Raw genomic sequence first — 23580 nt, 5'->3', positions numbered from 1 at the left:
CACCGGCTCGACCTGTTCTCGCTGATCGCGGGGGCGCTGTTCAGCACGATCGCGGCTCCCACGGGCCCTTCGCCGTACCGCCGCTCCGCTGCTCAGGCCTTCTTGGCGCACTCCGCGCAGGTGCCGAAGATCTCCAGGGTGTGCGCGATGTCGCTGAACCCGTGCTCCGCGGCGACCGCGTTGGCCCAGCGTTCCACCGCTGGGCCCTCCACCTCGACGGTCGCGCCGCAGTGCCGGCACACCAGGTGGTGGTGGTGTCCGCTGCTGCACCGGCGGTAGACGGCCTCGCCGTCGGCGGTGCGCAGCACGTCCACCTCGCCTGCGTCGGCGAGCGACTGCAGGGTGCGGTAGACCGTGGTCAGACCGACGGAGTCCCCGCGGTGCTTGAGCATGTCGTGGAGCTCCTGCGCGCTGCGGAAGTCCTCGATCTCGTCCAGGGCCGCCGAGACGGCGGCACGTTGCCGGGTCGAGCGGGCGCGCGGCGACGGGCCTGCGGTGGTCACCGTGGGTCCTCCTGGGGTGGTGGGCGTCTCGCACCTCATTGTGCCAGCCCCGCCCCCCGCTCCGGAGTGATCGCGTCGGAGGAACCGCGGCCCGGGAGTTGCCCCGGGATCTGTCCCGGGGACTGCCCCGGGAATTCTTCGGGGAGTTGACCCGGGAACTGTTCCGGCAGGGCGACGTCGCAGACCTTCGGTCCGGGGTCCGCGACGCCCCTGCGGTGGCGCCGCCGGGCGAGCGGGGCGGCGAGCAGGCTGAACACCGCGAAGACCGCGATGGCGAGCAGCACGATGGCCGGGCCGGAGGGCACGTTGAGGTGGTAGGAGCCGGTGACGCCGGCCAGCGAGACCACCACGCCGAGCGCGATCGAGGCCGCCTGGGTGGCGGCGAACGACCGGGTGAGCTGCTGGGCGGCGACCACCGGGACCACCATCAGGGCACTGACCAGCAGCAGCCCGACCACCCGCATCGCGACGGTGACGGTGACGGCGGCCATCACCGCGAGCAGCAGGTTGAGCGTGCGCACCGGCAGGCCGGTGACCCGGGCGAAGTCCTCGTCCTGGCAGATCGCGAAGAGCTGTCGGCGCAGGCCGACGGTGACCGCGACGACCACCGCGCCGAGCACCGCGATGGTGATCAGGTCGGTCGGGGCGACGGTGAGGATGGAGCCCCACAGGTAGCTCTCCAGCGAGCCGGCGCCGGCCTGGGCGGAGAGCGAGACGAGCAGCTTGCCGCAGGCCATGCCGCCGTAGAAGAGCATCGCCAGGGCGATGTCGCCGCGCTGGTTGCCGCGCGAGCGGACGAGTTCCATCGTGACGGCGCCGAGCACGCAGACCAGCACGGCCATCCAGACCGGGCTGGTCTGGAAGATGAAGCCGAGGCCGACGCCGGTCATCGCGACGTGTCCCATGCCGTCGCCCATCAGGGCCTGCCGGCGCTGCACCAGGTAGATGCCGACGGCCGGTGCGGTGATCCCGACCAGGACGGCGGCGAGCAGGGCGCGCTGCATGAAGTCGTAGGAGAGCATCTCGGTCATGCCAGCAGCCTCGGCGGGGTGTGGTCGGCGTGCGGGTGGACGTGGTCGTGGCCGGGCAGCGCGTGCAGGCCGGTGTTGGGCACGGGCGGGCCGTCGTGCGCGACGCAGCCGTCCCGCAGCACCACGGCGCGGTCGATCAGCGGTTCCAGCGGCCCGAGTTCGTGCAGCACGAGGAGGACGGCGGCGCCGCGGGCGACCTCGGCGCGCAGGGTGTCGGCGAGCACCTGCTGGCTGGCGGCGTCCACGCCGGCCATCGGCTCGTCCATGATCAGCAGGTCGGGGGTGCCGACCAGGGCTCGGGCGATCAGCACCCGCTGCTGCTGGCCGCCGGACAGGTCGGCGACGCCGTCCCCGGCCCGCTCCAGCATGCCGACGGCGGCGAGCGCGCGGTCCACCGCCGCGCGGTCCCGGCGGCGGAACGGCAGCAGCCGGTGCTGCGGCAGCCGCCCGGTGGAGACCACTTCGCGCACGGTGGCCGGCACGCCGGAGGCGGCGGTGGTGCGCTGCGGGACGTACCCGATCCGGTGCCAGGCGCGGAAGCCGGCGTACGGGATGCCGAACAGCTCCAGCGTGCCCTGTCCCAGCGGGACGGAGCCGATCACGGCCTTGACGGTGGTGGACTTGCCGGAGCCGTTGGCGCCGAGCAGGGCGACCACCTCGCCGGGCTGGACGGTGAGGTCGACGCCGCGCAGCACCGGCCGACCGCCGCGCGAGGCGACGGCGTCGCGGAGGCGGACGGCCGGGGGTATCGGGTGGGTCATGGTGCTGTCGTCCCGTCAGCTGGTGGGGGTGCCGGTCGTGGTGGGGGTGCTGCCGGTCGCGGCGGGGGTGGCGCCGAGGGCGGCCTGGAGGTTGGCCAGGTTCTGCTTCATGACCGAGAGGTAGTCCTCCTTGCCCGGGTCCTTGACGCCCTCCAGCGGGTCCAGCACGGCGGTCTTGAGGCCGAGGTCCTTGGCGACGGTGTCGGCGAGCTTGGGGCTGACCAGGGTCTCGAAGAAGATCGTGGTGACGCCGTTGTCCTTGGCGGCCTTCTGCACCTCGGCGAGGCGGGCCGGGGTGGGCTCGGACTCGGGGTCGACGCCGTTGATGGCGACCTGGGTGAGGCCGTAGTGGTCGGCGAGGTAGCCGAAGGCGGCGTGGCTGGTGACGAAGGTCTTGGACTTGGCGTCCTTCAGGCCGTCCCGGAACTCCTGGTCCAGCGCGGTCAGCCGGCCGACCAGGTCGTCGGTGTTCTTGCGGTAGTCGTCGGCGTGGGCCGGGTCGGCCTTGGCGAACCCGTCGCCGACGCTCTTGGCGATCGCCGCGTAGCGGGTTGGGTCGAGCCAGATGTGCGGGTCGCCGGCCGGGCCGTCGTGCTGGTGGCCGTCGGCCTCGGTGCCCTCGTCGAGGTGGTGGTCGACCAGCGGGCTGGCGGCGGTGGCGTCGATCTTGTACTTGGCCGAGGACTGGCCGACGGCCTGGTCGACGGTGGGCTGGAGGCCCTTGAGGTAGATGATCGCGTCGGACTTCTGGACGGTGGCGACCTGCTTGGCGGTGAGCTCCAGGTCGTGCGGCTCGACGCCGGCCGCGGTGAGGTCGGTGACCGCGACATGCTCCTTGCCGATCTGCTGGGCCAGGTACTCCATCGGGTAGAAGGAGGCGACGACCTTCAGCTTGCCGTCGGCGCTCTGGGCGCTGCTGCTGCCACCGCAGGCGGTTAGGACGAGGGAGGCGGTGAGGGCGGTGGCGGCGATGGCTATGGAGCTGCGGGTACGTCGTCCGATCATCATGACAATCATTCTCATCTTATCTGGAAATGATTGTCAACTCACTCGGACGGGTGAACGGCAGGTAGCCGTGGCTGGGAGGGGCCGGACGATACCGATTTGAACCCCGTACCCATATGGCCGGTAACCTGAGGTATTCGGGTACGCGCAACCAGCCGTGCCCTGACCGTGCCGTACGTACTGAAGAGAGCACTGTGGCCGCCGACAAGATCGACACGATCGTCAGCCTGAGCAAGCGCCGTGGCTTCGTCTACCCCTGCAGCGAGATCTACGGCGGCACGCGTGCCGCCTGGGACTACGGGCCGCTGGGCGTCGAACTCAAGGAGAACATCAAGCGCCAGTGGTGGCGCGCGATGGTCCAGGCCCGTGAGGACGTCGTGGGACTCGACTCGTCGGTGATCCTCGCGCGCGAGGTGTGGGAGGCCTCCGGCCACGTCGCCACCTTCAACGACCCGCTGACCGAGTGCCTCTCCTGCCACAAGCGCCACCGGGCCGACCACCTGGAGGAGAAGTACGAGGCCAAGCACGGCTTCCCGCCGCCGAACGGCCTCAAGGACGTCAACTGCCCCGACTGCGGCACCAAGGGCCAGTTCACCGAGCCCAAGGACTTCTCGGGCATGCTGAAGACCCACCTCGGCGTCACCGAGGAGGCCAGCGGCCTGGCCTTCCTGCGGCCCGAGACCGCTCAGGGCATCTTCACCAACTTCAAGGCCGTCCAGACCACGTCGCGCAAGAAGCCGCCGTTCGGCATCGCCCAGACCGGCAAGAGCTTCCGCAACGAGATCACCCCCGGCAACTTCATCTTCCGCACCCGCGAGTTCGAGCAGATGGAGATGGAGTTCTTCGTCAAGCCGGGCGAGGACGAGCAGTGGCACGAGTACTGGCTCCAGCAGCGCTGGGACTGGTACGTCGGCCTGGGCCTGCGCACCGAGAACATGCGCTTCTTCGAGCACCCGAAGGAGAAGCTCTCCCACTACGCCAAGCGCACGGTGGACATCGAGTACCGCTTCAACTTCGGTGGTAGCGAGTTCTCCGAGCTGGAGGGCGTCGCCAACCGCACCGACTACGACCTGCGGGTGCACAGCGAGGCGTCCGGCCAGGACCTCAAGTACTTCGACCAGGAGAGCGGCGAGCGGTACTTCCCGTACGTCATCGAGCCGGCGGCCGGCCTCAACCGCGCCATGCTGGCCTTCCTGATCGACGCCTACTTCGAGGACGAGGCGCCCAACGCCAAGGGCGTCATGGAGAAGCGCGTCGGTATGCGGCTCGACCCGCGCCTGGCCCCGGTCAAGGTCGCCGTCCTGCCGCTGTCGCGCAACGCCGACCTCTCCCCGAAGGCCCGTGGCCTCGCCGCCGACCTGCGCACCGCGTGGAACGTCGAGTTCGACGACGCCGGCGCCATCGGCAAGCGCTACCGCCGCCAGGACGAGATCGGCACGCCGTTCTGCGTCACCGTCGACTTCGACACCCTCGAGGACAACGCGGTGACCGTCCGCGACCGCGACACCATGTCGCAGGAGCGCGTCTCGCTCGACCAGGTCAAGGCGTACCTGGGTGCGCGGCTGATCGGCTGCTGAGCCTGCTCAGCTCTTCTGGAGCCCTCGTTCGCCCCGGTCCGTCCGGGGCGGGCGGGGGCTCCCGCGTGTTCCCGCCGTTCCCGCCCTCCGCTCACCGTCTGCGCTTACCGTCTGCCCCAGCGGGAACGGGGGGCCGCGGCCGGTTCGGTCGGCAGGCCGGCGCTGCGCAGGGCGGCCAGCGTCGTCCGGTGCCGGGCGCCGTCGGCGAGCAGCGCGGCGAGCAACCGCCCGTACAGCTCCGGGCTGGTGTCCAACGCGGCCGCCAGCTTGACCAGCTCCACCGGCGGGCGCAGCGCCGCCAGCTCGTACAGCAGGACGGTCGCGAGCTCGGCCGGCAGCTCCGTCGCCAGCGCGGCCAGCTCCGCCGTCGGCCGGCCGGCCGCCTGGCGCAGCAGCGTCCGCACGTCGGCGTGCCGGCCCGTGCGGCGCAGACCGGTCGCCAGCGCCGTCAGCTCCGGCGTCGGTGCCGAACCCCACTCCCACAGCAGCGTCGCGCCGTCCGCGCCCTGCCCGGCCCGCTCCAGCGCGGCCAGCAGGGCGGGCAGGGCCGACGCCGGATAGCCCCAGAACGCGTGGAACAGTTCCGCCGCCTCCTCCGCCAGCCCCAGCTCGCGCAACTCCGCCAGCATCGCCACCGCCTGCTCGGGGGCGCACTGCGCGGCGCTCCTGGCCAGGTGCAGGGACGCGCCCGTCGGGCCGCGTCGGGAGAGCATGCCGGCCAGCAGCGCGGCGTCCGCCGGATCGAGGCCGGTGGCCGCCCGGGACAGCAGCTCCGTCGCCTCGGCGAAGGCGCCGGCGCGGTGCAGGGCCGCCACCCGCTCGGCGAGGGCGCCGATGTCGGGTCGGGCGGGTCGGGCGGGTCGGTCCTGGGGCGGCGGGGCCTGGGCCGGTTGCGGCTCCGGCTGTCGGTTCCGCAGTCGGTTCTCCAACGCCTCCAGTCGATCGCTCAGTTGGAGGCAGCGGGCGCCCAGGCCCTCGCGCAGGGCGCGCGCCTGCGCCAGCTGCCGCAGCAAGTCCCCGTCCGGCCGCTGGCGGCCCGGCGCCGCCCGGATCGCCTCGTTCAACCGCCGCTCCCGCTGGCTCGCGTAGCGGCTCGCGCGCAGTAACTCGTCCAGCTCCGACCGGAGTTCGTACGCCTGTTGCTCGCCCTCCGGGTCCTGGCCCGCGGATTGTGCCGTCGGCCGCATGCGCATGATCGCCCCACCCCGTCCATCTCTCCCCTGACTGCGGGACATCCTGGCGTCGCTATATGGCGGGGGAGTTAAGGGAGCGCGTCCAGTCGTGCGCGACTGGTGTCAAGGAGCGCGCAGACGGCGGTCGTTGCGAGAAGTGCGCCGGTCGCGCTCCGCGGCGGGCCGACCGCCCTCATGCGGCCAGCCGTGCCCGCGCCTCCATCAGGGCGAAGCCGAGCAGGTTCAACCCCTGCCACTCGTCGGGCCGTTCCGCGCGGATGTCGTCGGCCGCGAGCCCGATGCCCCAGATCCGGTCCACCGGGCTGGCCTCGACCAGGACGCGGTCGCCGGTGCCCAGCAGGTAGGCGCGCAGCGCCTCGTCCTGGCCGAACTTCGCGACGTTCCCCTCGACGACCAGCTCGAACCGGCCGGCCGTCCAGGCCGCGTCGTCGAACCCCTTGACCAGCCGCCCCAGCTTCTTCGCCTCGGCCGGCGTGCGGGCCGCCAGCACCTGCTGCTCGATGGCCTCGTCCCCGAACATCCGGGCCTTCCCCGCCATCATCCAGTGCTCGGCGGACGCGTACGCCACCCCGTCGACGGTGAACTCCCCGGGCCACCACTGGCTCAGGCACTCCTGCCGCGTCCCCCCGCCCTTCCGTTCGGTGTGCCCCCAGAACATCAGCCACTTCGGCCGCACCCCGGTGGCCATCAGTGCTGCCAGCTCCACCCGGCTACGGACGTCGGCAGAGGTCCCCACGCGCATCTCGCTCATATCGTCATTCTGACGCAAAGGGGGCCGTCGGGCCAGCGGGTTTTCGGTGGCCGGTCGGGTCAGTTGACGGGCAGCGCGTTCGCCATGTCCCGGAAGCGGGGCGACACGCGCATCATGCCGTCCGAGCCGACGTTGAGGTTCTCGATCCAGCCGTCCCGGTACCAGAAGAGCGACGGGGTCAGCGGGGCCGGGTCGCCAGCCGCGAGCTCCTTCGACAGGTCGATCAGGAAGCGGATGGCGTTCAGCGACAGGCTGGTGCGGATCGGCACGGCGCAGAGCGCGTTGTTCGTCGGCAGGGCGACCAGGGCCCCGTTGGGCAGCTCGACGCCCCCTCCCAGGGCGTTCTCCAGGCGCAGCGCGTGGGCGGCTCCGGGCCAGGCCCCCATGCCGTTGACGGTGTGGATGGTGTCGCCGTTGGACGCGTCGAAGACCTGCCGGTTGAGCTGCTCGGTGGCCAGGTTCGCGAAGGCCCGCTCCCACAGCTCGGCCCGGCTGATGCTCCACTGGTCGGCGGCGTGTTCGGCTATCGACAGGGCTTCGGTCTTGCCGGCCCGCTTGCCGGCGTCCACGCAGAGGACGACCGACAGCTCGTCGTCGATCTGCCGCGCCATCGGATCGGGCCCCAGGCCGCGGCTCCTGGTGATCAGGAGCCGCAGCCGGTCCCGGACCTCGAAGACCGAGATCGTCGCGAGCGCCTGGCACGGGCCGTGCTCGTCGCACAGCGGCCTCGGAAGGTTCTTGCGGCTGCCGAACAGTGGCATGGGTGACTCCCCGGGTGGTTGCGGTGGTCGGACCGAGCCACAGCATTCCATCGGTTGGCCCTGCCGTCCCGAGATCACCCCATTCCCGGAAGTGTTCTGTCGAGCCGTCAGGTAGTGGTGTGCTCCCAGCGGAGGGCGGGGTGGCCGTCGACCCAGTAGTGGGTCGCCCGGTCGGTGATCCGCAGGCGGACGGCGGTGAGGTCGGGGCGGCCGGCCTCCTGCCAGGCGGTGAGGATGCGCTCGACCTCGTCCCACAGGGCGACCGGGCCGCTCTGGTGGACCGTCCAGCCGTAGGTGTCGTCGGCGACCTCGGCGACGGATCCGGGGATGGACAGGCAGTAGATCGACTCCAGATCCTCCCCGATTGAGACGGTGAACTTGGCGTCTGGGAAGGAGAGTTGGGCGAGAATGGCCGGCGCCGGGTTGTTGAGGAGGGTGGGGGAGACGTGCGCCAGTCGCTTCGGCTCGGTGGTTGCCGCCCGGGCCGTGAGGTTGCCGACCGGGGGCACCGGGCGATCGGGCCGGACGGGAGGGAGGGCGGAGCGGCCGATGATCCGGCCGTCGGCGGTGCCGTCCGCGTGGACGGTGACCTTGGCCAGGCCGGCGCCCTCGGGCCAGGTGCCGACCGTGGCCAGGATCGTGCCGCCGGGTTTGGTCTGCCGCACCCAGGTGTGGGGGATGCGGCGCACCGCGTGGGTGGCGATCACCCGGTCGTGCGTGACCTCGGGGTCGCCCTCGGCGGTGGTGACGTTGCGCTCGCCGAGGAGGTGGCGGAGCAGGGCCGTCGAGTAGCCCGTGCCGGCGCCGATCTCCAGCACGGTGTGCCCGTCCTCGGCGCCCAGGGCGTCGATCATGCGGACGGTGGCGGCCGGGGCGGTGGTGGAGGCGGTGGGGAAGCCCCGGACGGGCGCGGAGACCTGGTCGGCGGTCAGATGCCCGTTGAGCTGGGTGACCAGCGACCGATTGCTGTGCGCGAGTTCGACCCACTCCGCCGGATCGGCGCCGCGCTCGGTCACCGGCCGCCAGCGGCGCCTGCCGGTGGACACGAACACCCCGGGCCGCAGGAACGGCTCCCGGGGCACGGCCTCCACGGCGGCGCGCAGCGCCGGGCTGGTCAGGGCGCCGTCCGCCTCAAGCCGGTCGGCGAGTGTTCGGCGCGCGGCTGCGGTGTCCGGGGTGGTCATGGCTCTCCTGTCTCACGGTGGCCTCGTTCCCTCCAGGATGGCTGAGCTTCGCCGCCCTGCGCCGAATCGCCCGGAGGTGGGCTGGTTCTCCCCGTCCGACACCGACGAGCTGCCCATGGTCCCGAGCATCCGCAAGCGCCTCACCGACTGGCGCGGCGGTCGCACCCCCGTCGTCCGCTAGAAGGAGACCCGCCGCGCGAGAAGTCGGCCGGTCCGACTTCTCGCGCAAGCGGCCCGGGGTTTCGGAGCCCGCCCCATCGAGCAGATCGGGAAGGGGGCATGACAACTCCCCTTTCCAGAAGCCGATGTGAGGAGCACTCATGAGCCCCACCCGTCGTGACGTCCTGCGCTGGGGAGCCGGTGCCGGTGGCGCCCTCCTGGCCGCCGCCGCGTTCAGCCCGTCTGCCGCCGCCGCCACCGTCAGCCCGTCCGCCTGGATGAGCGCCCTGGGCGACGCCACGCCGCTGACCGCCCTGACGATCCCCGGCACCCACGACTCCTGCTGCACCGACCCGATGCACGGCACCGAGTGGTCCCACACCCAGAACTGGGGCCTGCCCGAGCAACTCCAGCGCGGCATCCGCTTCCTCGACATCCGCTGCAACGGACTCGCGGGGACGGCCGACGAACTCGGCATCTACCACAGCGACAACTACCAGTACGTCCGGCTCCAGGACGTCCTCGACCAGTGCCGCTCCTTCCTCGCCGCCAACCCGCGCGAGGCCCTGGTCATGCGGGTCAGGAACGAGTACGCGGGCGGGAACCGGCTCGACGACACCGAGTTCCAGCGCCGGATCAACCACTACCTGGACGACCTCGGCTACCGGGGCCTGTTCTGGACCGACCCCTCGTGGCCCACCCTCGGCCAGGCCCGCGGCCGCGTCGTCCTCGCCGCCGACTTCGCCAACCCGTGGTCGGTCATCCAGTGGTCCAGTGGCACCAACACCTGGTTCGCGACCCAGGACACCTTCCAGGGCATCAGCCTCGCCGCCAAGTCCCAGGCCGTCGTCGACTGGTTCGACCATGCCTTCCTCGACCAGGGCTCCCCGCGGATGTACGTGAACTTCACGAGCTACGCCAACGGCGGCTGGCCCAAGGTCAACGCGGCCGCCATCATGCCCCCCGTCCGCGACTACCTGAACGCCCGCCGCCAACAGGCCGCCCATTTCGGCATCGTCCCGATGGACTTCCCCGACTTCCACACCGACGTCCTGCAACTGCTCATCGACAAGAACTTCATCGGCCGTTGACCGGGGCCGCCGACCCGACCGCTGGGTAGCCTGCCGGCATGCCTGATCCCTCACCCTTCGCGGTCCCGAATCGTTTCGACGGTGACCCTGCCCGTGTCGCACTCGTCATTCCCGGAGTCGGTTACTCGCCCGCCAGGCCGCTGCTCCACTTCGCCCGCGCCGTGCTCCTCCAACACGGCTGGACGGTGCAGGAGTTGTGGTGGCAGGTCCCGGGCGACTTCTCTCGGTTCACCGTGGACGACCGGATCGCATGGGTCGAGCGGCAGGTCGGCCGGGCCGTCGCCGCGGAGGAGGGGGCCTGCGGTCTCCTGGTCGGCAAGTCCTTGGGCTCGCTCGCCTGTGGCATCGCAGCCGATCGGGGGATGGCGGCGGCCTGGCTGACGCCCGTCCTGACCCTCGACCAGGTGGCCCGCTCGCTGCGCCGATCCGAAGCGCCGACGCTCCTGGTCGGCGGGAGCGCCGACCAGCTGTGGGATCGACAGGTCGCCGGGTCGGTGGGGCACGAGGTCCTGGAAGTACCCTCGGCGGATCACTCCCTTGAGCTGGCGGATGATCCCGTGGGGTCGGCCGGGGTGCTGCGGCAGGTCGTCTCGAGGCTGGACCGCTTCGTCGGCTCGCTCGACGTCTAGAGAGCGCCCGGAGCCGGTCGGCGGACGCCGAACCGGGGTGGGCGGCCCAGGCGGCGGGTTGCTCTTCGGCGCCGGTGGTGCGGGTGTCGCAGGTGAGGGCAGGTCCGCCGGTGTCCGGGCGGCGCAGGACCTTGGCGCGACGTGGCGGCGGCCCCGCGATCGGGTGTCGATCGCGGGGCCGTTGCCGTCGCCGCGGCCCGTGGGGCCGGTCGGCTCAGCCGATGGAGCGGGGGAGGCGGGTGGTCAGGTACAGGATGACGAAGGAGCCGATGAGCTGGAGGCCCAGGCAGAGGGCGAGGGCGCGGTCCATGCCGAGGCTGGGGGAGAGCGACAGGTAGAGGGTGCCGAGGGTGGCGACGCCGAGGGCGAGGCTGGACTGCTGGCCGGTGGCCAGGACGCCGCTGCCGACGCCGGCCCGGGCGGCGGGCACCTTGGCGAGGACGACGCGGAACAGCGGGGTGCCGATCAGGCCCTGTCCGATGCCGGCGAGGGCGACGCCGGGCGCCATCCGCAGCGGGGAGAAGTGCGACCAGTCGGCGAGGACGGTGACGGCGAGGGTGGCCAGGCCGGCGGCCTGGATGACGGCGCCCGCGCTCAGTACCCGGCTGCCGTAGCGGCCGATCAGGCGGGGGCCGGAGAGCGAGGCGGTGAAGTAGCCGACGGCCATCGGGACGAGCGCCCAGCCGGCCGCGACCGGACCGAGGTGCAGGCCCTGCTGGAGGGCAACGGCGATGACGAACATGAAGCCGCCGAAGCCGGCGAAGTAGGGCAGGGCGATGCCGAGGCCGCGCCGCATCTCGGGGATGCGCAGCAGGGACGGCGGCACCAGCGGGGTGGCGCCGCGCTGCTCCGCCCGGCGTTCGACCAGGACGAAGGCGGCGGCGAGGACGGGGAACAGTCCGAGCAGCACCCAGGACCAGAGCGGCCAGCCGGCGGCGCGGCCCTCCATCAGCGGGACGAGCAGGGCGAGCAGCGAGGCGGTGAGCAGGACGGTGCCGGGCACGTCGACCTGGGCGGCCTGGGTGGCCCGGCTCTCCGGGACGTAGCGGACGGCGAGGACCAGGGCGAGCAGCGCGAACGGCACGTTGAGCAGGAAGACGGAGCGCCAGCCGGTGCCGAACAGGTCGGCGGCGACGAGCATGCCGCCGAGCACCTGCCCGATCACCACGGAGATGCCGCCGACGGCGCCGTAGATGCTGAGGGCGCGGCCGCGCCGGGCGCCGTCGGTGGCGGCGGTGATGGTGCCGAGGACCTGCGGGATCAGCAGCGCGGCGGAGGCGCCCTGGGCGGCGCGGGCGGCGACCAGCGTCCAGGCGCCGGGGGCGAGGCCGCAGGCGAGCGAGGTGAGGGCGAAGGTGGCGGCGCCGACGACGAAGAGCCGGCGGCGGCCGAAGATGTCGCCGAGGCGCCCGCCGAGGACGAGCAGGACGGCGAAGGCGATGCCGTAGCCGGCGGCGACGAGTTCGAGGACGGCGGGCCCGGCGGCCAGGTCGTGGTCGATGGTGGGCAGCGCGACGTTGACGATGAAGAAGTCGAGCATCGGCAGGAAGGCCCCGAGCAGGACGGTGACCAGCCCGGCGGTGCCGAGGGAGGGGGCAGCGCTGCGGGCGGCGGTCGCGGTCGCGGCGCCGGGGGTGGTGGCGGTGCGGACCGGGTCGGGGGCGACGGCGAGTTGTTGGGTCACGGGTCCTACGATCCGCCTGGCCGTACCCTGGTACCAGAGTGTGGTTATCCAGGTATAAGAAGTACCTGGCAACAGGCTCCGGGCTGGCGCATGCTAGGAACCATGAGCCTCACCACCCCGGCCGCGCAAGCCCGGTCCGCCTCGGTCGCGCAAGCCCGGACCACCACGGCGACGCAAGCCCGGACCACCCCCGACGACGCCCGCCGGCACGACCTGGCGGCCTTCCTGCGCAGCCGCCGCGAGCGGATCGCGCCCGACCAGGTGGGCCTGCCCCCGACCGGCCGCCGCCGCACGCCGGGGCTGCGCCGCGAGGAGGTCGCGCAGCTCGCCGCCGTCGGGGTGACCTGGTACACGTGGTTGGAGCAGGGGCGCGACATCCAGGTGTCCACCCAGGTGCTGGACGCGGTCTCCCGCGCCCTGCTGCTGGACCCGAGCGAGCGCGCGCACCTGTTCACCCTGGCCGGCGCGGAGGATCCGGCGCCGGTGAAGGAGTGCCCCTCGGTCACCCAGAGCGTGCGGCTGGTGCTGGAGCAGATGGCGCCGTACCCGGCCGTGGCCGTCAACCCCCGCTACGACGTGCTCGCGTACAACGCCCAGTACACCGCGATCGTCGGCGATCTCAACGAACTTCCGCCCGAGGACCGCAACTTGATGTGGATGGCGTTCACCCCCTCGCGGTTCCGTGAGGTGCTGATCGACTACCGGACCGAACGCCTCGGCATGGTGGCCCGGTTCCGTGCCGCGATGGCCGACCACAGCGCGGAGCCCGCCTGGAAGGCACTGCTGGCCCGGCTGCTCAAGACCTCGCCGGACTTCGCGGAGGTCTGGCAGCGGCACGAGGTGATGGGGCCGAGCAACGGGATCAAGCGGTTCCAGGTGCCGGGCGTCGGGCTGCTGCGCTGCGAGTACACGAGCTTCTGGCTCGGCCCCCGACTCGGGACGCGGATGATCACGTACACCCCGTTGGACGAGGAGACCCGCGCGCTGATGAACCGGTTGCCCAGCAGCTTCTAGCCCTGCCCGACGGCTTCTAGCGGGGGGTGAGGACGGCACGCCCGAGCAGCACGCACACCACCGCGAGCGGCAGTTCGACGCCGAGCGCCATCACCAGGGCGGCGAGCACCGCGTGGCCCGGGCCGGCGCAGGCGATGTCGGCCAGCGCGTCCCCCGCGAGCAGCAGGGCCACCGCTCCGCCGGCCCAGCCGGCGGCGGCGCTGCGCCGGCGCAGCAGGGCGTCGAGCGAGAGCAGCGCGGAGAACTCCAGCAGGTCGAGCACCACCCACGGGGTCTCGTGGCAGGCGGCGAGGACCGCGAGCCAGGGCAGCAGCGCGACGGCGGCCACGACCGGCACCCGCTCGAAGCGGGCGGGCAGGACGAGGGCGGCGGCCGGGCGGCCGGCGAGGACGGCGGTGCTCATGCAGCCCCTCCGACGACTGCGGCCTCGCCCCGGCGCCGCACCCGCTCCAGCGGCTGCCGCTCGGTGGTGTCCCCGCCGGGGTGCCGGACCAGCACCCCGGTGTACGGGCCCTCGGCCCAGGCGAGCCAGAACCGCCCGGCGACCGTGACCACCTCGGCGCCGACGGCCGGTCGCTCGAACCGGAACGGCCCGGCCGACCAGAGCGACCGTACGGACCGGAACGACCGTACGGACCGGAATGACCGCACGGACCCGAGCGACCGCACGGACCGGAGCGGCCCGGCCAGCCGCCCGGCGGTGAACGCCACCGCGGGCGCACCCCCGTCGGCCGCCAGCCGGCCCCAGGCGAGCACGTGGTGCGCCCGCCCGCCCGCCGGGCTGCGCCGAGCACCGCGCAGCAGCTGTGGGGTGAGCCGGGCGGCGACCAGGACATCGGCCAACTCGCCGTCCTGGTACACCTCCAGCGCGGCCCGGCCGCGGCGGCCGACCAGGCTGCGGACCGACCAGGGCCCGGCCCCGACCGGCAGCGTCCCCTCCGGCCCCGCCGTCCGGCGGAGCGCGTCCCCGGGAACACCCCCGTGGCTCCCGGGGACGGGCCGCCGGGGCGGCGGGGTGGCGGAGTGCGATGCGGTGCTCGTCATGCCGTCCAGCTTCCCGTCGATCATGGGCCGCTGTCGGTGGTGCCGTGCTCCGAATCCGGGGTGTACCTAGATACACCCCGACCGTGAGCCCCCCTTCATGGTGGCCGTTGATCATCGCGCCCTACGCTGTCGGTCATGCCCTCCACCACGTTGCGCCGAGCGCTCGTCAGGAGCCTTCGGCGCCACCCGTGGTCGCCCGAGGCCTGGCGGGACACCCGCTTCATAGCCGCCGGCCTCCCGATGGCCCTGCCGGTCTGGCTGGCCGTCACCGAGTCCAAGCTGCTCTTCCCGATGACGGCCCTGGTCCTCATCTGCACGCGCCCGCTCACCGCCGCCCAGCGCGGCCGGCTGCGCGCCCTGCGCGGGGTGGAGGTGTCGCCGCCGCGCCCGGGCGAGCCGTGGGCCTGGCTGCCGGGCCGGCTGCTGCTGGGGCTGACCTGGCGCCAGAGCGTCCACCACCTGCTGGCCGGCCCGCTGCTGGCGGCGGGCGCGCTGGTGGTGCTGTACGCCTGGGGCGCCGGCGTGGTGATGGCGAGCGTGTACGGCTGGGTCTGGCTGATGCCCGTCGGCAGCCCGCTGCGCTCGGAGCTGGCCGGGCTGGACGTGGTGATCACGGTCGCCGGGGTGCTGCTGCTGGCCGTGATGCCCTGGCTGGCGGCGCTGGCGGCCTGGCTGGAGGTGCGCACGGCCCAGCTGCTGCTCGGCCCCAACCGCGCGGAGGCGCTGGAGCGGCGGGTCGAGGAGATCGCCGAGAGCCGGGCCGGGCTGGTCGACGTGGTGGACGCCGAGCGCCGCCGGATCGAGCGGGACCTGCACGACGGTGCCCAGCAGCGCCTGACCTCCCTCGCGATGAACCTGGGCCTGGCCCGGCGCACCCTCAAGGACGTCCCGCCCGAGGTCATGCAGGTGATCGTGGACGCGCACGAGGAGGCGCAGGCGGCCATCGACGAGCTGCGCGACCTGGTCCGCGGTCTGCACCCGGCGGTCCTGGAGGACCGCGGCCTGGACGCGGCGCTGTCCGGCATCGCGGCCCGCGCCCCGCTGCCGGTGCGCCTGGACGTCCACCTCGCCGAGCCGGTCGCCCCGACCGTCGAGGCGGTCGCCTACTTCACCGTCTCCGAGGCCCTGACCAACGTGGCCAAGCACGCCCGCGCCCAGCGGGTCGACCTCTCGGTGCGGACGGTCGGCGGCTGGCTGCGCCTGGTCATCAGCGACGACGGCGTGGGCGGCGCGGACGCCTCGCGCGGCACCGGGCTGACCGGCCTGCGCAAGCGCGCCGCCTCGGTCGACGGCACACTGTCCGTTCTCAGCCCCCTCGGGGGCCCCACCACCATCACCGTGGAGTTGCCGTGCGCGCTGTGATCGCCGAGGACTCGGTCCTGCTGAGGGTCGGCCTGGTCAAGGTCCTGGAGGCGGTGGGCTTCGAGGTCGCCGCCGCCGTCGGGGACGCCACCGAGTTGCTGGCGGCCGTCGAGGAGCACCGCCCGAAGGTGGTGGTGGCGGACGTCCGGATGCCTCCGGGCTTCACCGACGAGGGTGTGAAGGCCGCGCTGATGATCCGCCGGCAGTGGCCGGACGTCGCCGTGCTGCTGCTCTCCCAGTACGTGGAGGAGCGCTACGCCGCCGACCTGCTGGCCACCAACACCAGCGGCGTCGGCTACCTGCTCAAGCAGCGGGTGGCCAACGTGGACGACTTCGTGGAGGCGCTGCAGCGGGTCGCCGCGGGCGGCACCGCCCTGGACCCGGAGGTGGTGGCCCAGCTGCTGGTGCGCCGCCACCGGGACCCGCTGGAGAAGCTGACCCCGCGCGAGCGGGACGTGCTCGGCCTGATGGCGGAGGGCCGCTCCAACGCCGCGATCGCGGCCGCCCTGGTGGTCAGCGACAGCGCGGTGGCCAAGCACATCAACTCGATCTTCACCAAGCTCGACCTGCCGCCGGCCGACGACAGCCACCGCCGGGTGCTGGCGGTGCTGCGGTTCCTGGAGGTCGGGTAGCCGTGGGCGGACCGACGAAGGCGTGGGGGCGGAAGGCCTGGCGGACCACCGGCACGCTCGCGATCGCGGTCGTCATGATCGGCGCCGGGATGCAGACCTGGGCGATGGTGGTGCAGCAGCAGACGACCTCGACGCAGCCGTACAACGTCGTCATCCACAAGCTCCGGCTGGACACCGGCAGCGCCTCGGTGCGGATCAGGGCGGGCCGCGACGGCCGGGTGGTGGTCCGGCAGAACCTGGACTGGATGGTGCGCAAGCCGTCGGTGTCGACCACCTTCGACGGCGACGTGCTCACGGTCGGCATGGAGTGCCGGAAGTTCCTGCCGTTCGCCGACTTCGGCTGCGGTGCCCAGATCGAGCTGGAGGTGCCGGCCGGTACCGACGTGTCGGGGCAGGTGAGCTCGGGCAGCGTCGAGGTGGACGGCCTGAGCGGCGGCGTCCGGATGGACCTCACCTCGGGCGAGCTGAAACTGACCGGCACGTCCGGGCAGGTGTACGCGCACGCCACCTCCGGGATGGTGCAGGGCACCGGCCTGCGCTCGGAGCAGGTGTACGCGGAGACCACCTCGGGGGCGGTCGACCTGGCCTTCTCCAGGGCGCCGCGGTCGGTGGACACCAGGAGCGGGTCGGGCTCGGTGAAGCTGGCCCTGCCGCAGGACTCCCACTACGCCTTCAGCGGCGAGGTCGGCAGCGGCAGCCGCCACATCGACCCGAGCCTGGCGGACCCGGCCAGTCCGAACCGGATCCACGGCTCGGTCACCTCGGGCTCGATCACGATCGACCCGGCCTAGAGAGGCCCGGAGGGCCCTGGGGAGGCCCGGAGCGGCCCGGAGCGGCCCGGAAACAGGGGCTGACCCGAGTGGGGGACAATGGAGAGTCCCGTTCCCCTGCCCCGAGGTCAGCCGCGCATGACTGCCACGCCCGCACCCACCGCGCCCGACGCCGAGTTCGCGCCGCTGGACATCGGCCCGATCCGGGTGTGGCCGCCCGTCGTGCTGGCGCCGATGGCCGGCATCACCAACGCGCCGTTCCGCACGCTCTGCCGCGAGCAGAGCGGCGGCAAGGGCCTGTACGTCTCCGAGATGATCACCACCCGGGCCCTGGTCGAGCGCAACGCCAAGACCATGCAGCTGATCAAGTTCGACGCCAGCGAGAAGCCGCGCTCGATCCAGCTGTACGGCGTGGACCCGGTGACGGTCGGCAAGGCCGCCCGGATGATCGCGGACGAGGGCCTGGCCGACCACATCGACCTCAACTTCGGCTGCCCCGTCCCCAAGGTGACCCGCAAGGGCGGCGGCTCGGCGCTGCCGTACAAGCGCAACCTGCTGCGCGAGATCCTGCGCGAGGCCGTGGCCAACGCGGGCGACCTGCCGGTCACCATGAAGATGCGCAAGGGCATCGACGACGACCACCTCACCTACCTGGACGCCGGCCGGATCGGCGCCGAGGAGGGCGTGGCCGCGATCGCCCTGCACGGGCGCACCGCCGCCCAGCACTACGGCGGGACGGCCGACTGGTCGGCGATCGCCCGGCTGCGCGAGTCCGTTCCGGCGCACGTCCCGGTGCTGGGCAACGGGGACATCTGGTCGGCGGACGACGCGCTGCGGATGATGCGGGAGACCGGCTGCGACGGCGTCGTGGTGGGCCGCGGCTGCCTGGGCCGGCCGTGGCTGTTCAGGGACCTGGTCTCGATCTTCGAGGGCGAGGTCGACTACGCCCGTCCGGACTTCGGCTACGTGGCGCGGGCCATGGTGCGGCACGCGCAGCTGCTCGGCGAGTGGATCGGGGACGAGGCTCGCGGCGTGATCGACTTCCGCAAGCACGTCGCCTGGTACACCAAGGGCTTCTCGGTCGGCTCGGAGCTGCGGGTGAAGCTCGCCAACTCCTCCTCCCTGGTCGAGCTGGCCGGAACCCTCGCCCTGGTGGAGCAGTCCCAGGCCTGGCCAGCGGGTGCGGACGGGCCGCGCGGGCGTACCGCCGGCAACAACCGGGTGGTGCTGCCCGAGGGCTGGTTGGACGATCCGTACGACTGCGCCCGACCGGGGGCGGATGCCGAATCGGACACCTCTGGCGGATGACCTGTCCATAATGGCGAAATCGGCCCCCTGGGGCCCATCGCCACTCGGTCCCAGCCCTCTTGTCCAACCTGGACAGGAGGGCTCCTTTTCGGCGATCCGATGTCACGGAACGGGCACGTTTCTGGACGGAGTGCGACGATCGGCGGAGGCAGACTACGTTCGACCGGTGAGATGCGCTGGTGACGCTTGCCACATGCGGTGGCGCCTGGCGGCGGGTCAGTGGACGAAATGGACAGGTCGACTGTGAATCGCTTCCCGAAGCCGGTGGGCCGGTGATCGGCCGATCCGAGTGCAGGAAATCAAGCCGGGGCAACGCGGGCGACCCGCGACCGCTACCCAGCGTCCGAATCATGCGATCTTCGTGTTTCTATTCGTTCAAGACTTGAAGGTTGGCTAGCGTCATCCGGACGATTTCACCAACAGAGGTGAACGCCTTTATGTGCATTCGATCTATCGGGTTACCCCCGGGTACCAGCCTCGTACGGCCCATTCGGGGCAGAGAAGAACCTTCGAAATGGGTATGTTCTCCGGCGTCAGGGCAACCGCGTACGAGGAGACCGACCCGTGCCGTCCCAGCAGAAGTTTGTTTACTCCTTCACTGAAGGAAACAAGGACCTCAAGGACCTTCTCGGCGGCAAGGGCGCGAACCTGGCCGAGATGACCAACCTTGGCCTCCCCGTCCCTCCGGGGTTCACCATCACCACCGAGGCCTGCAAGGTCTTCCTGGAGACCGGCAGCGAGCCGGCCTCGCTGCACCAGGAGATCAGCGCCCACCTGGACGCGCTCGAGCAGGAGATGGGCAAGAAGCTCGGCCAGCCCGACAACCCGCTGCTGGTGTCGGTGCGCTCGGGCGCGAAGTTCTCCATGCCCGGCATGATGGACACCGTCCTGAACATCGGCCTCTCGGACGCCTCGGTGGTCGGTCTCGTCGCCCAGTCCGGCAACGAGCGCTTCGCCTGGGACTCCTACCGCCGTCTGGTCCAGATGTTCGGCAAGACCGTGCTGGGCGTCGACGGCGAGCTGTTCGAGGAGGCCCTGGACGAGGCCAAGCACGCCAAGGGCACCGCCAACGACCTGGACCTGGACGCTTCCGACCTCCGGGCGCTCGTCGAGGTGTTCAAGGGCATCGTCGAGCGCGAGACCGGCCGGGCCTTCCCGCAGGACCCGCGCGCGCAGATGGACCTCGCCATCCACGCCGTCTTCCACTCCTGGAACGGCGACCGCGCCCGCCTGTACCGCCGGCAGGAGCGCATCCCGAACGACCTCGGCACCGCGGTCAACGTCTGCAGCATGGTCTTCGGCAACCTCGGCGAGGACTCCGGCACCGGTGTCGCCTTCACCCGCGACCCCTCCACCGGTGCCCAGGGCGTCTACGGCGACTACCTGTCCAACGCCCAGGGCGAGGACGTCGTCGCCGGCATCCGCAACACCCTGCCGCTGGCCGAGCTGGAGAAGCTCGACAAGAAGTCGTACGACGAGCTGATGACGATCATGCAGACGCTCGAGAACCACTACCGCGACCTCTGCGACATCGAGTTCACCATCGAGCGCGGCAAGCTCTGGATGCTGCAGACCCGCGTCGGCAAGCGCACCGCCGCCGCGGCCTTCCGGATCGCCGTCCAGCTGGTCGACCAGGGCCTGATCGACCTGGACGAGGCCCTCATGCGGGTCACCGGCGGCCAACTCTCGCAGCTGATGTTCCCGCGCTTCGCCCCGAACGCCGAGTCCCAGCAGATCGCCTGGGGCCTCGCCGCCTCGCCCGGTGCCGCCATCGGCAAGATCGTGTTCGACTCCTACACCGCCGTCAAGTGGTCCCGTTCCGGCGAGAAGGTCATCCTGGTCCGCCGCGAGACCAACCCGGACGACCTGGACGGCATGATCGCCGCCGAGGGCATCCTCACCTCGCGCGGCGGCAAGACCTCGCACGCCGCCGTCGTCGCCCGCGGCATGGGCAAGACCTGCGTCTGCGGCGCCGAGGAGCTGGAGGTCGACACCAAGCGCCGCCGGATGACCACCGCCGGCGGCCTGGTGCTGGAGGAGGGCGACGTCGTCTCCATCGACGGCGCCACCGGCAAGGTCTACCTCGGCGAGGTCCCCGTCCTGCCGTCCCCCGTCGTCGAGTACTTCGAGGGCACCCTGCACGCCGGCGCCGACGTCCAGGGCGGGCTCGTCCAGGCCGTCCACCGGCTGATGGCGCACGCCGACGTCCGCCGCCGGCTCGCCGTGCGCGCCAACGCCGACAACGCCGAGGACGGCGGGCGCGCCCGCCGCTACGGCGCCCAGGGCATCGGCCTGTGCCGCACCGAGCACATGTTCCTCGGCGAGGAGCGCCGCAAGGAGGTCGAGCACCTGATCCTGGCGGACAACGACAAGGACCGCGAGCTCGCCCTCTCCACCCTGCTGCCGCTGCAGAAGGGCGACTTCCTGGAGCTCTTCCAGGCCATGGACGGCCTGCCCGTCACCGTCCGGCTGCTCGACCCGCCGCTGCACGAGTTCCTGCCGGACATCACCGAGCTGTCGGTGCGCGTCGCCCTCGCCGAGGCCCGCAAGGACCCGAACGAGAACGATCTGCGCCTGCTCCAGGCGGTGCACAAGCTGCACGAGCAGAACCCGATGCTGGGCCTGCGCGGCGTCCGCCTCGGCCTGGTCATCCCCGGCCTGTTCGGCATGCAGGTCCGCGCCATCGCCGAGGCCGCCGCCGAGCGCCGGCTGGCCGGCGGGGACCCGCGCCCCGAGGTGATGATCCCGCTGGTCGGCACCGTCCAGGAGCTGGAGCTGGTCCGCGACGAGTGCGAGCGCGTGCTCGCCGAGGTCGCCCAGTCCACCGGCGTGCAGCTGGACATCAAGCTCGGCACCATGATCGAGCTGCCGCGCGCCGCGGTCACCGCCGGTCAGATCGCCGAGGCCGCCGAGTTCTTCTCCTTCGGCACCAACGACCTCACCCAGACCGTGTGGGGCTTCTCCCGGGACGACGTGGAGGCCTCGTTCTTCACCGCGTACCTGGAGAAGGGCATCTTCGGGGTCTCCCCGTTCGAGACCATCGACCGCGACGGCGTCGGCGCGCTCGTCAAGCACGCCGTCGAGGCCGGCCGGGCCACCCGCCCCGACCTCAAGCTCGGCGTCTGCGGCGAGCACGGCGGCGACCCGGACTCGGTCCACTTCTTCCACGAGGTGGGGCTGGACTACGTCTCCTGCTCCCCCTTCCGGATCCCGGTGGCGCGCCTGGAGGCAGGCCGCGCCGCCATCGAGACGGCGGGCAGCGACCCGCGCTGAGAGAGGGTAGGCATCCCCTCCTCGGCCGCGGGCCGGACTGACCGCTTCCCTCCCCGTCGGGAGGGCGTACACCGGAGCTCGGCGCAGGAGAACCGGCGTACGTAACAACGGCCGGGCGGGAACGGACAATGGCGTCCGTCCCCGCCCGGCCGTCCGTCTGTCCCCGGCCGCCCGTCCCCGGCCGGCCGGATGTGGCGGCGGCCACGTGTGTAGCTGGCCGGGCGGCGCCCGCGGGCCTGCCAAGCTGGGGCGCATGACCAGACGTAAAAGCCCGCTCGTCGTCGTGGCCGTCCTGATCCTGGCCCTCGTCGCCGGCATCGGGTACCTGCTCGCCGGCAAGGGCGGCAGCAGCCACCCCAAGGCCGCCGCGAGCTCCACCGCCACCTCGGCGGGCGCCTCGGCCCCCAAGTCCTCGGCCCCCAAGCCGTCCCCGCCCGCCGGCGGCACCCCTGCCCCGAGCGGCACCTGGGTGCCCGCCGACCCGGCGCTCGCCGACGTCTGCCGCAGCAAGCTCCCCAGCCAGGCCCAGGACACCCTCGGCCTGATCGCCAAGAACGGCCCGTACCCGTACAACCGCGACGGCATCGTCTTCGAGAACCGCGAGAGCCGTCTGCCGAAGAAGTCCGGCGGCTACTACCACGAGTTCACCGTGGTCACCCCGGGCTCCAACGACCGCGGCACCCGCCGCGTGGTCACCGGCGGCTCCGGCGAGCAGTACTGGTCGCCGGACCACTACGGGACCTTCCAGGAGATCGATCCGCGCTGCTGACACCCCGAGTCGCGTGACACCCCGCACCCCTCACCGGGCCCGGCGCCAGCTGATCCGGCGGTGGGGGCCGTGCGGGCCGGTGGTGAGGAGGGCGGTCAGCTCGTGGAACACCGGGACGGGGTCGCGCCGGAGCTGGACCGGGGTGGTGCGGACCACGGGGAGCCCGACGGCGGTCAGCCGGTTGGCGCGGGCCAGGCCGCGTTCGTGGTCGGCGGGGCGCAGGTGCCAGGCGCGGGAGTCGATCTCCAACGCCACGCAGGCGTGCGGCCAGTAGGCGTCCGGGACGGCGAGGAAGCGGCCGTCCAGGAAGAGCACCGGGTTCCACAGCGGCTCGGGCAGGCCCGCGTGCGCGAGGAGTTCGCGGGCCTCGCCCTCCACCACCGATCGCACTCCGGCGGTGAGGTCCTCCACCACCCGGGCCACCTGCGGCAGTCCGAGCGCGCCCGGCCGGGCCAGCAAGTGGTCCAGCAGCTCGCCGAGTTCGCAGTGCCGCCGCTGGACGGCCTCCGCGCACAGCGCCCGGAACCGGCGCTGCCCGGTCTCGCCCGGCGCGAGGTCGGCCAGCGCCCGGGCGACGGTGGTGCTCCACAGCCCGTCGTCCCGCTCGAAGCCGCCCGGCAGTGGCCCGACCGACCGGTGGATCCGGACGAACTCGCGGTCGCGGACCCGGCGTTGGGCGGGAATCAGGACGTCGATCCGGGCCAGGTCGGTCGGGTGTCCGGCGCTCGGCAGCCCCGCGTCGGCCAGCACCGCGTCCCCGGTCAGCAGCACCTCCCCGGCCTGCGGCGCCCGCCCCTTGGGGCTCGCGTACGCCAGCGCGGCGCGCAGCCGTTGATGCGCCGTCAATCGGCCGGACTGCAGGCAGATCACCCGGGGCAGCACCTGTTGCCAGGGCCCGTCGGGGCGCAGCCGGTGGGCGATGGTGCCGGACGGCACGCCGAGCCGGCGCAGTTGCGCCCGGGTGACGATGTGCTGCTGGTCGGCGCCGAGCAGCACGACGGGGTCGAGCGGGTTCACGCGGGTCATGCCCCGGGTGCTGCCCACCATGATCGGATGTATGCGAAACATCGCTCGTCGGG

The 23580-nt window shown here is 72.5% G+C and carries 22 protein-coding genes; 10 read left to right on the top strand and 12 right to left on the bottom strand.

Annotation, left to right across the window (positions count from 1 at the left end; genetic code table 11):
• Nucleotides 1-92: 92 nt before the first annotated feature.
• The 4 genes from AB0O82_RS25920 to AB0O82_RS25905 are packed head-to-tail and all read right to left on the bottom strand — an operon-like array spanning nucleotide 93 to nucleotide 3303.
• Nucleotides 93-503 carry a Fur family transcriptional regulator gene (locus tag AB0O82_RS25920; protein ID WP_350878206.1) on the bottom strand — a complete coding sequence of 137 codons (411 nt, stop codon included), beginning with the start codon at nucleotides 501-503 and terminating at the stop codon, nucleotides 93-95.
• A 35-nt stretch (nucleotides 504-538) separates the two neighbouring features.
• Entirely contained in the window at nucleotides 539-1534 is a 996-nt protein-coding gene (locus tag AB0O82_RS25915; protein WP_363586346.1) for a metal ABC transporter permease, read from the bottom strand.
• Complete coding sequence (locus tag AB0O82_RS25910) at nucleotides 1531-2295, bottom strand: metal ABC transporter ATP-binding protein (RefSeq protein ID WP_350878204.1); 765 nt, start codon at nucleotides 2293-2295, stop codon at nucleotides 1531-1533. Before AB0O82_RS25910 ends, AB0O82_RS25915 begins: the two co-directional genes overlap by 4 nt.
• 15 nt (nucleotides 2296-2310) lie before the next feature.
• Nucleotides 2311-3303 (bottom strand): metal ABC transporter substrate-binding protein, encoded by a 993-nt coding sequence (locus AB0O82_RS25905; RefSeq protein ID WP_363586345.1) that lies wholly within the window; start codon nucleotides 3301-3303, stop codon nucleotides 2311-2313.
• A 191-nt stretch (nucleotides 3304-3494) separates the two neighbouring features.
• On the opposite strand from AB0O82_RS25905, the gene AB0O82_RS25900 reads away from it, so the two are divergent.
• Entirely contained in the window at nucleotides 3495-4877 is a 1383-nt protein-coding gene (locus tag AB0O82_RS25900; protein ID WP_030233601.1) for a glycine--tRNA ligase, read from the top strand.
• Between the two features lie 104 nt (nucleotides 4878-4981).
• Here AB0O82_RS25900 and AB0O82_RS25895 read toward each other — a convergent pair whose 3' ends face one another.
• The 4 genes from AB0O82_RS25895 to AB0O82_RS25880 form a co-directional block, all read right to left on the bottom strand.
• Nucleotides 4982-6070, bottom strand: a complete 1089-nt coding sequence (locus tag AB0O82_RS25895; protein WP_363586344.1) for a hypothetical protein — start codon at nucleotides 6068-6070, stop codon at nucleotides 4982-4984.
• A gap of 172 nt (nucleotides 6071-6242) precedes the next feature.
• Nucleotides 6243-6812 (bottom strand): NADAR family protein, encoded by a 570-nt coding sequence (locus AB0O82_RS25890; RefSeq protein ID WP_363586350.1) that lies wholly within the window; start codon nucleotides 6810-6812, stop codon nucleotides 6243-6245.
• A gap of 68 nt (nucleotides 6813-6880) precedes the next feature.
• Complete coding sequence (locus AB0O82_RS25885; protein ID WP_363586343.1) at nucleotides 6881-7582, bottom strand: hypothetical protein; 702 nt, start codon at nucleotides 7580-7582, stop codon at nucleotides 6881-6883.
• A gap of 107 nt (nucleotides 7583-7689) precedes the next feature.
• On the bottom strand, nucleotides 7690-8766 hold the full coding sequence (locus tag AB0O82_RS25880) for a methyltransferase (protein ID WP_363586342.1): 1077 nt from the start codon (nucleotides 8764-8766) through the stop codon (nucleotides 7690-7692).
• A gap of 320 nt (nucleotides 8767-9086) precedes the next feature.
• Here AB0O82_RS25880 and AB0O82_RS25875 point away from each other — a divergent pair, with 320 nt between their 5' ends.
• Complete coding sequence (locus tag AB0O82_RS25875; RefSeq protein ID WP_363586341.1) at nucleotides 9087-10016, top strand: phosphatidylinositol-specific phospholipase C; 930 nt, start codon at nucleotides 9087-9089, stop codon at nucleotides 10014-10016.
• A 38-nt stretch (nucleotides 10017-10054) separates the two neighbouring features.
• Nucleotides 10055-10645, top strand: coding sequence for an alpha/beta hydrolase (locus tag AB0O82_RS25870; RefSeq protein WP_363586340.1), 591 nt, complete (start codon nucleotides 10055-10057; stop codon nucleotides 10643-10645).
• 214 nt (nucleotides 10646-10859) lie between these two features.
• Here AB0O82_RS25870 and AB0O82_RS25865 read toward each other — a convergent pair whose 3' ends face one another.
• Nucleotides 10860-12218: an MFS transporter gene (locus tag AB0O82_RS25865; protein WP_363586349.1), complete on the bottom strand. Its 1359-nt coding sequence runs from the start codon at nucleotides 12216-12218 to the stop codon at nucleotides 10860-10862.
• A 213-nt stretch (nucleotides 12219-12431) separates the two neighbouring features.
• On the opposite strand from AB0O82_RS25865, the gene AB0O82_RS25860 reads away from it, so the two are divergent.
• Nucleotides 12432-13343: a helix-turn-helix transcriptional regulator gene (locus AB0O82_RS25860; protein ID WP_363586339.1), complete on the top strand. Its 912-nt coding sequence runs from the start codon at nucleotides 12432-12434 to the stop codon at nucleotides 13341-13343.
• 16 nt (nucleotides 13344-13359) lie between these two features.
• Here AB0O82_RS25860 and AB0O82_RS25855 read toward each other — a convergent pair whose 3' ends face one another.
• Together AB0O82_RS25855 and AB0O82_RS25850 are read right to left on the bottom strand one after the other, a co-directional pair.
• The gene (locus AB0O82_RS25855; RefSeq protein WP_363586338.1) at nucleotides 13360-13746 is read right to left on the bottom strand and encodes a hypothetical protein; all 387 of its coding nucleotides are present in this window, start codon (nucleotides 13744-13746) and stop codon (nucleotides 13360-13362) included.
• Complete coding sequence (locus tag AB0O82_RS25850) at nucleotides 13743-14387, bottom strand: hypothetical protein (protein WP_363586337.1); 645 nt, start codon at nucleotides 14385-14387, stop codon at nucleotides 13743-13745. Before AB0O82_RS25850 ends, AB0O82_RS25855 begins: the two co-directional genes overlap by 4 nt.
• Before the next feature lie 135 nt (nucleotides 14388-14522).
• Between AB0O82_RS25850 and AB0O82_RS25845 the strand changes: the two genes are divergently transcribed.
• The 6 genes from AB0O82_RS25845 to AB0O82_RS25820 all read left to right on the top strand — a co-directional run bounded on the left by AB0O82_RS25845 (nucleotide 14523) and on the right by AB0O82_RS25820 (nucleotide 22501).
• Nucleotides 14523-15749 carry a sensor histidine kinase gene (locus AB0O82_RS25845; RefSeq protein ID WP_363586336.1) on the top strand — a complete coding sequence of 409 codons (1227 nt, stop codon included), beginning with the start codon at nucleotides 14523-14525 and terminating at the stop codon, nucleotides 15747-15749.
• Complete coding sequence (locus tag AB0O82_RS25840) at nucleotides 15737-16381, top strand: response regulator transcription factor (protein WP_363586335.1); 645 nt, start codon at nucleotides 15737-15739, stop codon at nucleotides 16379-16381. The genes AB0O82_RS25845 and AB0O82_RS25840 overlap by 13 nt, the downstream gene beginning before the upstream one ends.
• A gap of 2 nt (nucleotides 16382-16383) precedes the next feature.
• Entirely contained in the window at nucleotides 16384-17172 is a 789-nt protein-coding gene (locus AB0O82_RS25835) for a DUF4097 family beta strand repeat-containing protein (protein ID WP_363586334.1), read from the top strand.
• 117 nt (nucleotides 17173-17289) lie between these two features.
• Nucleotides 17290-18459, top strand: coding sequence for a tRNA dihydrouridine synthase DusB (gene dusB / locus AB0O82_RS25830; RefSeq protein WP_363586333.1), 1170 nt, complete (start codon nucleotides 17290-17292; stop codon nucleotides 18457-18459).
• A gap of 564 nt (nucleotides 18460-19023) precedes the next feature.
• Nucleotides 19024-21732 (top strand): pyruvate, phosphate dikinase, encoded by a 2709-nt coding sequence (ppdK, locus tag AB0O82_RS25825; protein ID WP_363586332.1) that lies wholly within the window; start codon nucleotides 19024-19026, stop codon nucleotides 21730-21732.
• Nucleotides 21733-21985: 253 nt separating this feature from the next.
• The gene (locus tag AB0O82_RS25820) at nucleotides 21986-22501 is read left to right on the top strand and encodes a ribonuclease (protein ID WP_363586331.1); all 516 of its coding nucleotides are present in this window, start codon (nucleotides 21986-21988) and stop codon (nucleotides 22499-22501) included.
• A 30-nt stretch (nucleotides 22502-22531) separates the two neighbouring features.
• Here AB0O82_RS25820 and AB0O82_RS25815 read toward each other — a convergent pair whose 3' ends face one another.
• Complete coding sequence (locus AB0O82_RS25815; RefSeq protein WP_363586330.1) at nucleotides 22532-23527, bottom strand: hypothetical protein; 996 nt, start codon at nucleotides 23525-23527, stop codon at nucleotides 22532-22534.
• Nucleotides 23528-23580: the final 53 nt, after the last annotated feature.

The sequence above is a fragment of the Kitasatospora sp. NPDC088264 genome, assembly GCF_040685715.1.
In the GTDB taxonomy this organism is placed as follows: Bacteria; Actinomycetota; Actinomycetes; order Streptomycetales; family Streptomycetaceae; genus Kitasatospora.
This window is presented reverse-complemented; position numbering and strand designations above follow the sequence as displayed.

Coding starts and splice junctions, on each gene's coding strand:
- AB0O82_RS25915 (WP_363586346.1), bottom strand. CDS start 1,534: ATGACCGAGATGCTCTCCTACGACTTCATGCAGCGCGCCCTGCTCGCC.
- AB0O82_RS25910 (WP_350878204.1), bottom strand. CDS start 2,295: ATGACCCACCCGATACCCCCGGCCGTCCGCCTCCGCGACGCCGTCGCC.
- AB0O82_RS25905 (WP_363586345.1), bottom strand. CDS start 3,303: ATGATGATCGGACGACGTACCCGCAGCTCCATAGCCATCGCCGCCACC.
- AB0O82_RS25895 (WP_363586344.1), bottom strand. CDS start 6,070: ATGCGCATGCGGCCGACGGCACAATCCGCGGGCCAGGACCCGGAGGGC.
- AB0O82_RS25890 (WP_363586350.1), bottom strand. CDS start 6,812: ATGCGCGTGGGGACCTCTGCCGACGTCCGTAGCCGGGTGGAGCTGGCA.
- AB0O82_RS25885 (WP_363586343.1), bottom strand. CDS start 7,582: ATGCCACTGTTCGGCAGCCGCAAGAACCTTCCGAGGCCGCTGTGCGAC.
- AB0O82_RS25880 (WP_363586342.1), bottom strand. CDS start 8,766: ATGACCACCCCGGACACCGCAGCCGCGCGCCGAACACTCGCCGACCGG.
- AB0O82_RS25875 (WP_363586341.1), top strand. CDS start 9,087: ATGAGCCCCACCCGTCGTGACGTCCTGCGCTGGGGAGCCGGTGCCGGT.
- AB0O82_RS25870 (WP_363586340.1), top strand. CDS start 10,055: ATGCCTGATCCCTCACCCTTCGCGGTCCCGAATCGTTTCGACGGTGAC.
- AB0O82_RS25860 (WP_363586339.1), top strand. CDS start 12,432: ATGAGCCTCACCACCCCGGCCGCGCAAGCCCGGTCCGCCTCGGTCGCG.
- AB0O82_RS25855 (WP_363586338.1), bottom strand. CDS start 13,746: ATGAGCACCGCCGTCCTCGCCGGCCGCCCGGCCGCCGCCCTCGTCCTG.
- AB0O82_RS25850 (WP_363586337.1), bottom strand. CDS start 14,387: ATGACGAGCACCGCATCGCACTCCGCCACCCCGCCGCCCCGGCGGCCC.
- AB0O82_RS25845 (WP_363586336.1), top strand. CDS start 14,523: ATGCCCTCCACCACGTTGCGCCGAGCGCTCGTCAGGAGCCTTCGGCGC.
- dusB (WP_363586333.1), top strand. CDS start 17,290: ATGACTGCCACGCCCGCACCCACCGCGCCCGACGCCGAGTTCGCGCCG.
- AB0O82_RS25820 (WP_363586331.1), top strand. CDS start 21,986: ATGACCAGACGTAAAAGCCCGCTCGTCGTCGTGGCCGTCCTGATCCTG.
- AB0O82_RS25815 (WP_363586330.1), bottom strand. CDS start 23,527: ATGACCCGCGTGAACCCGCTCGACCCCGTCGTGCTGCTCGGCGCCGAC.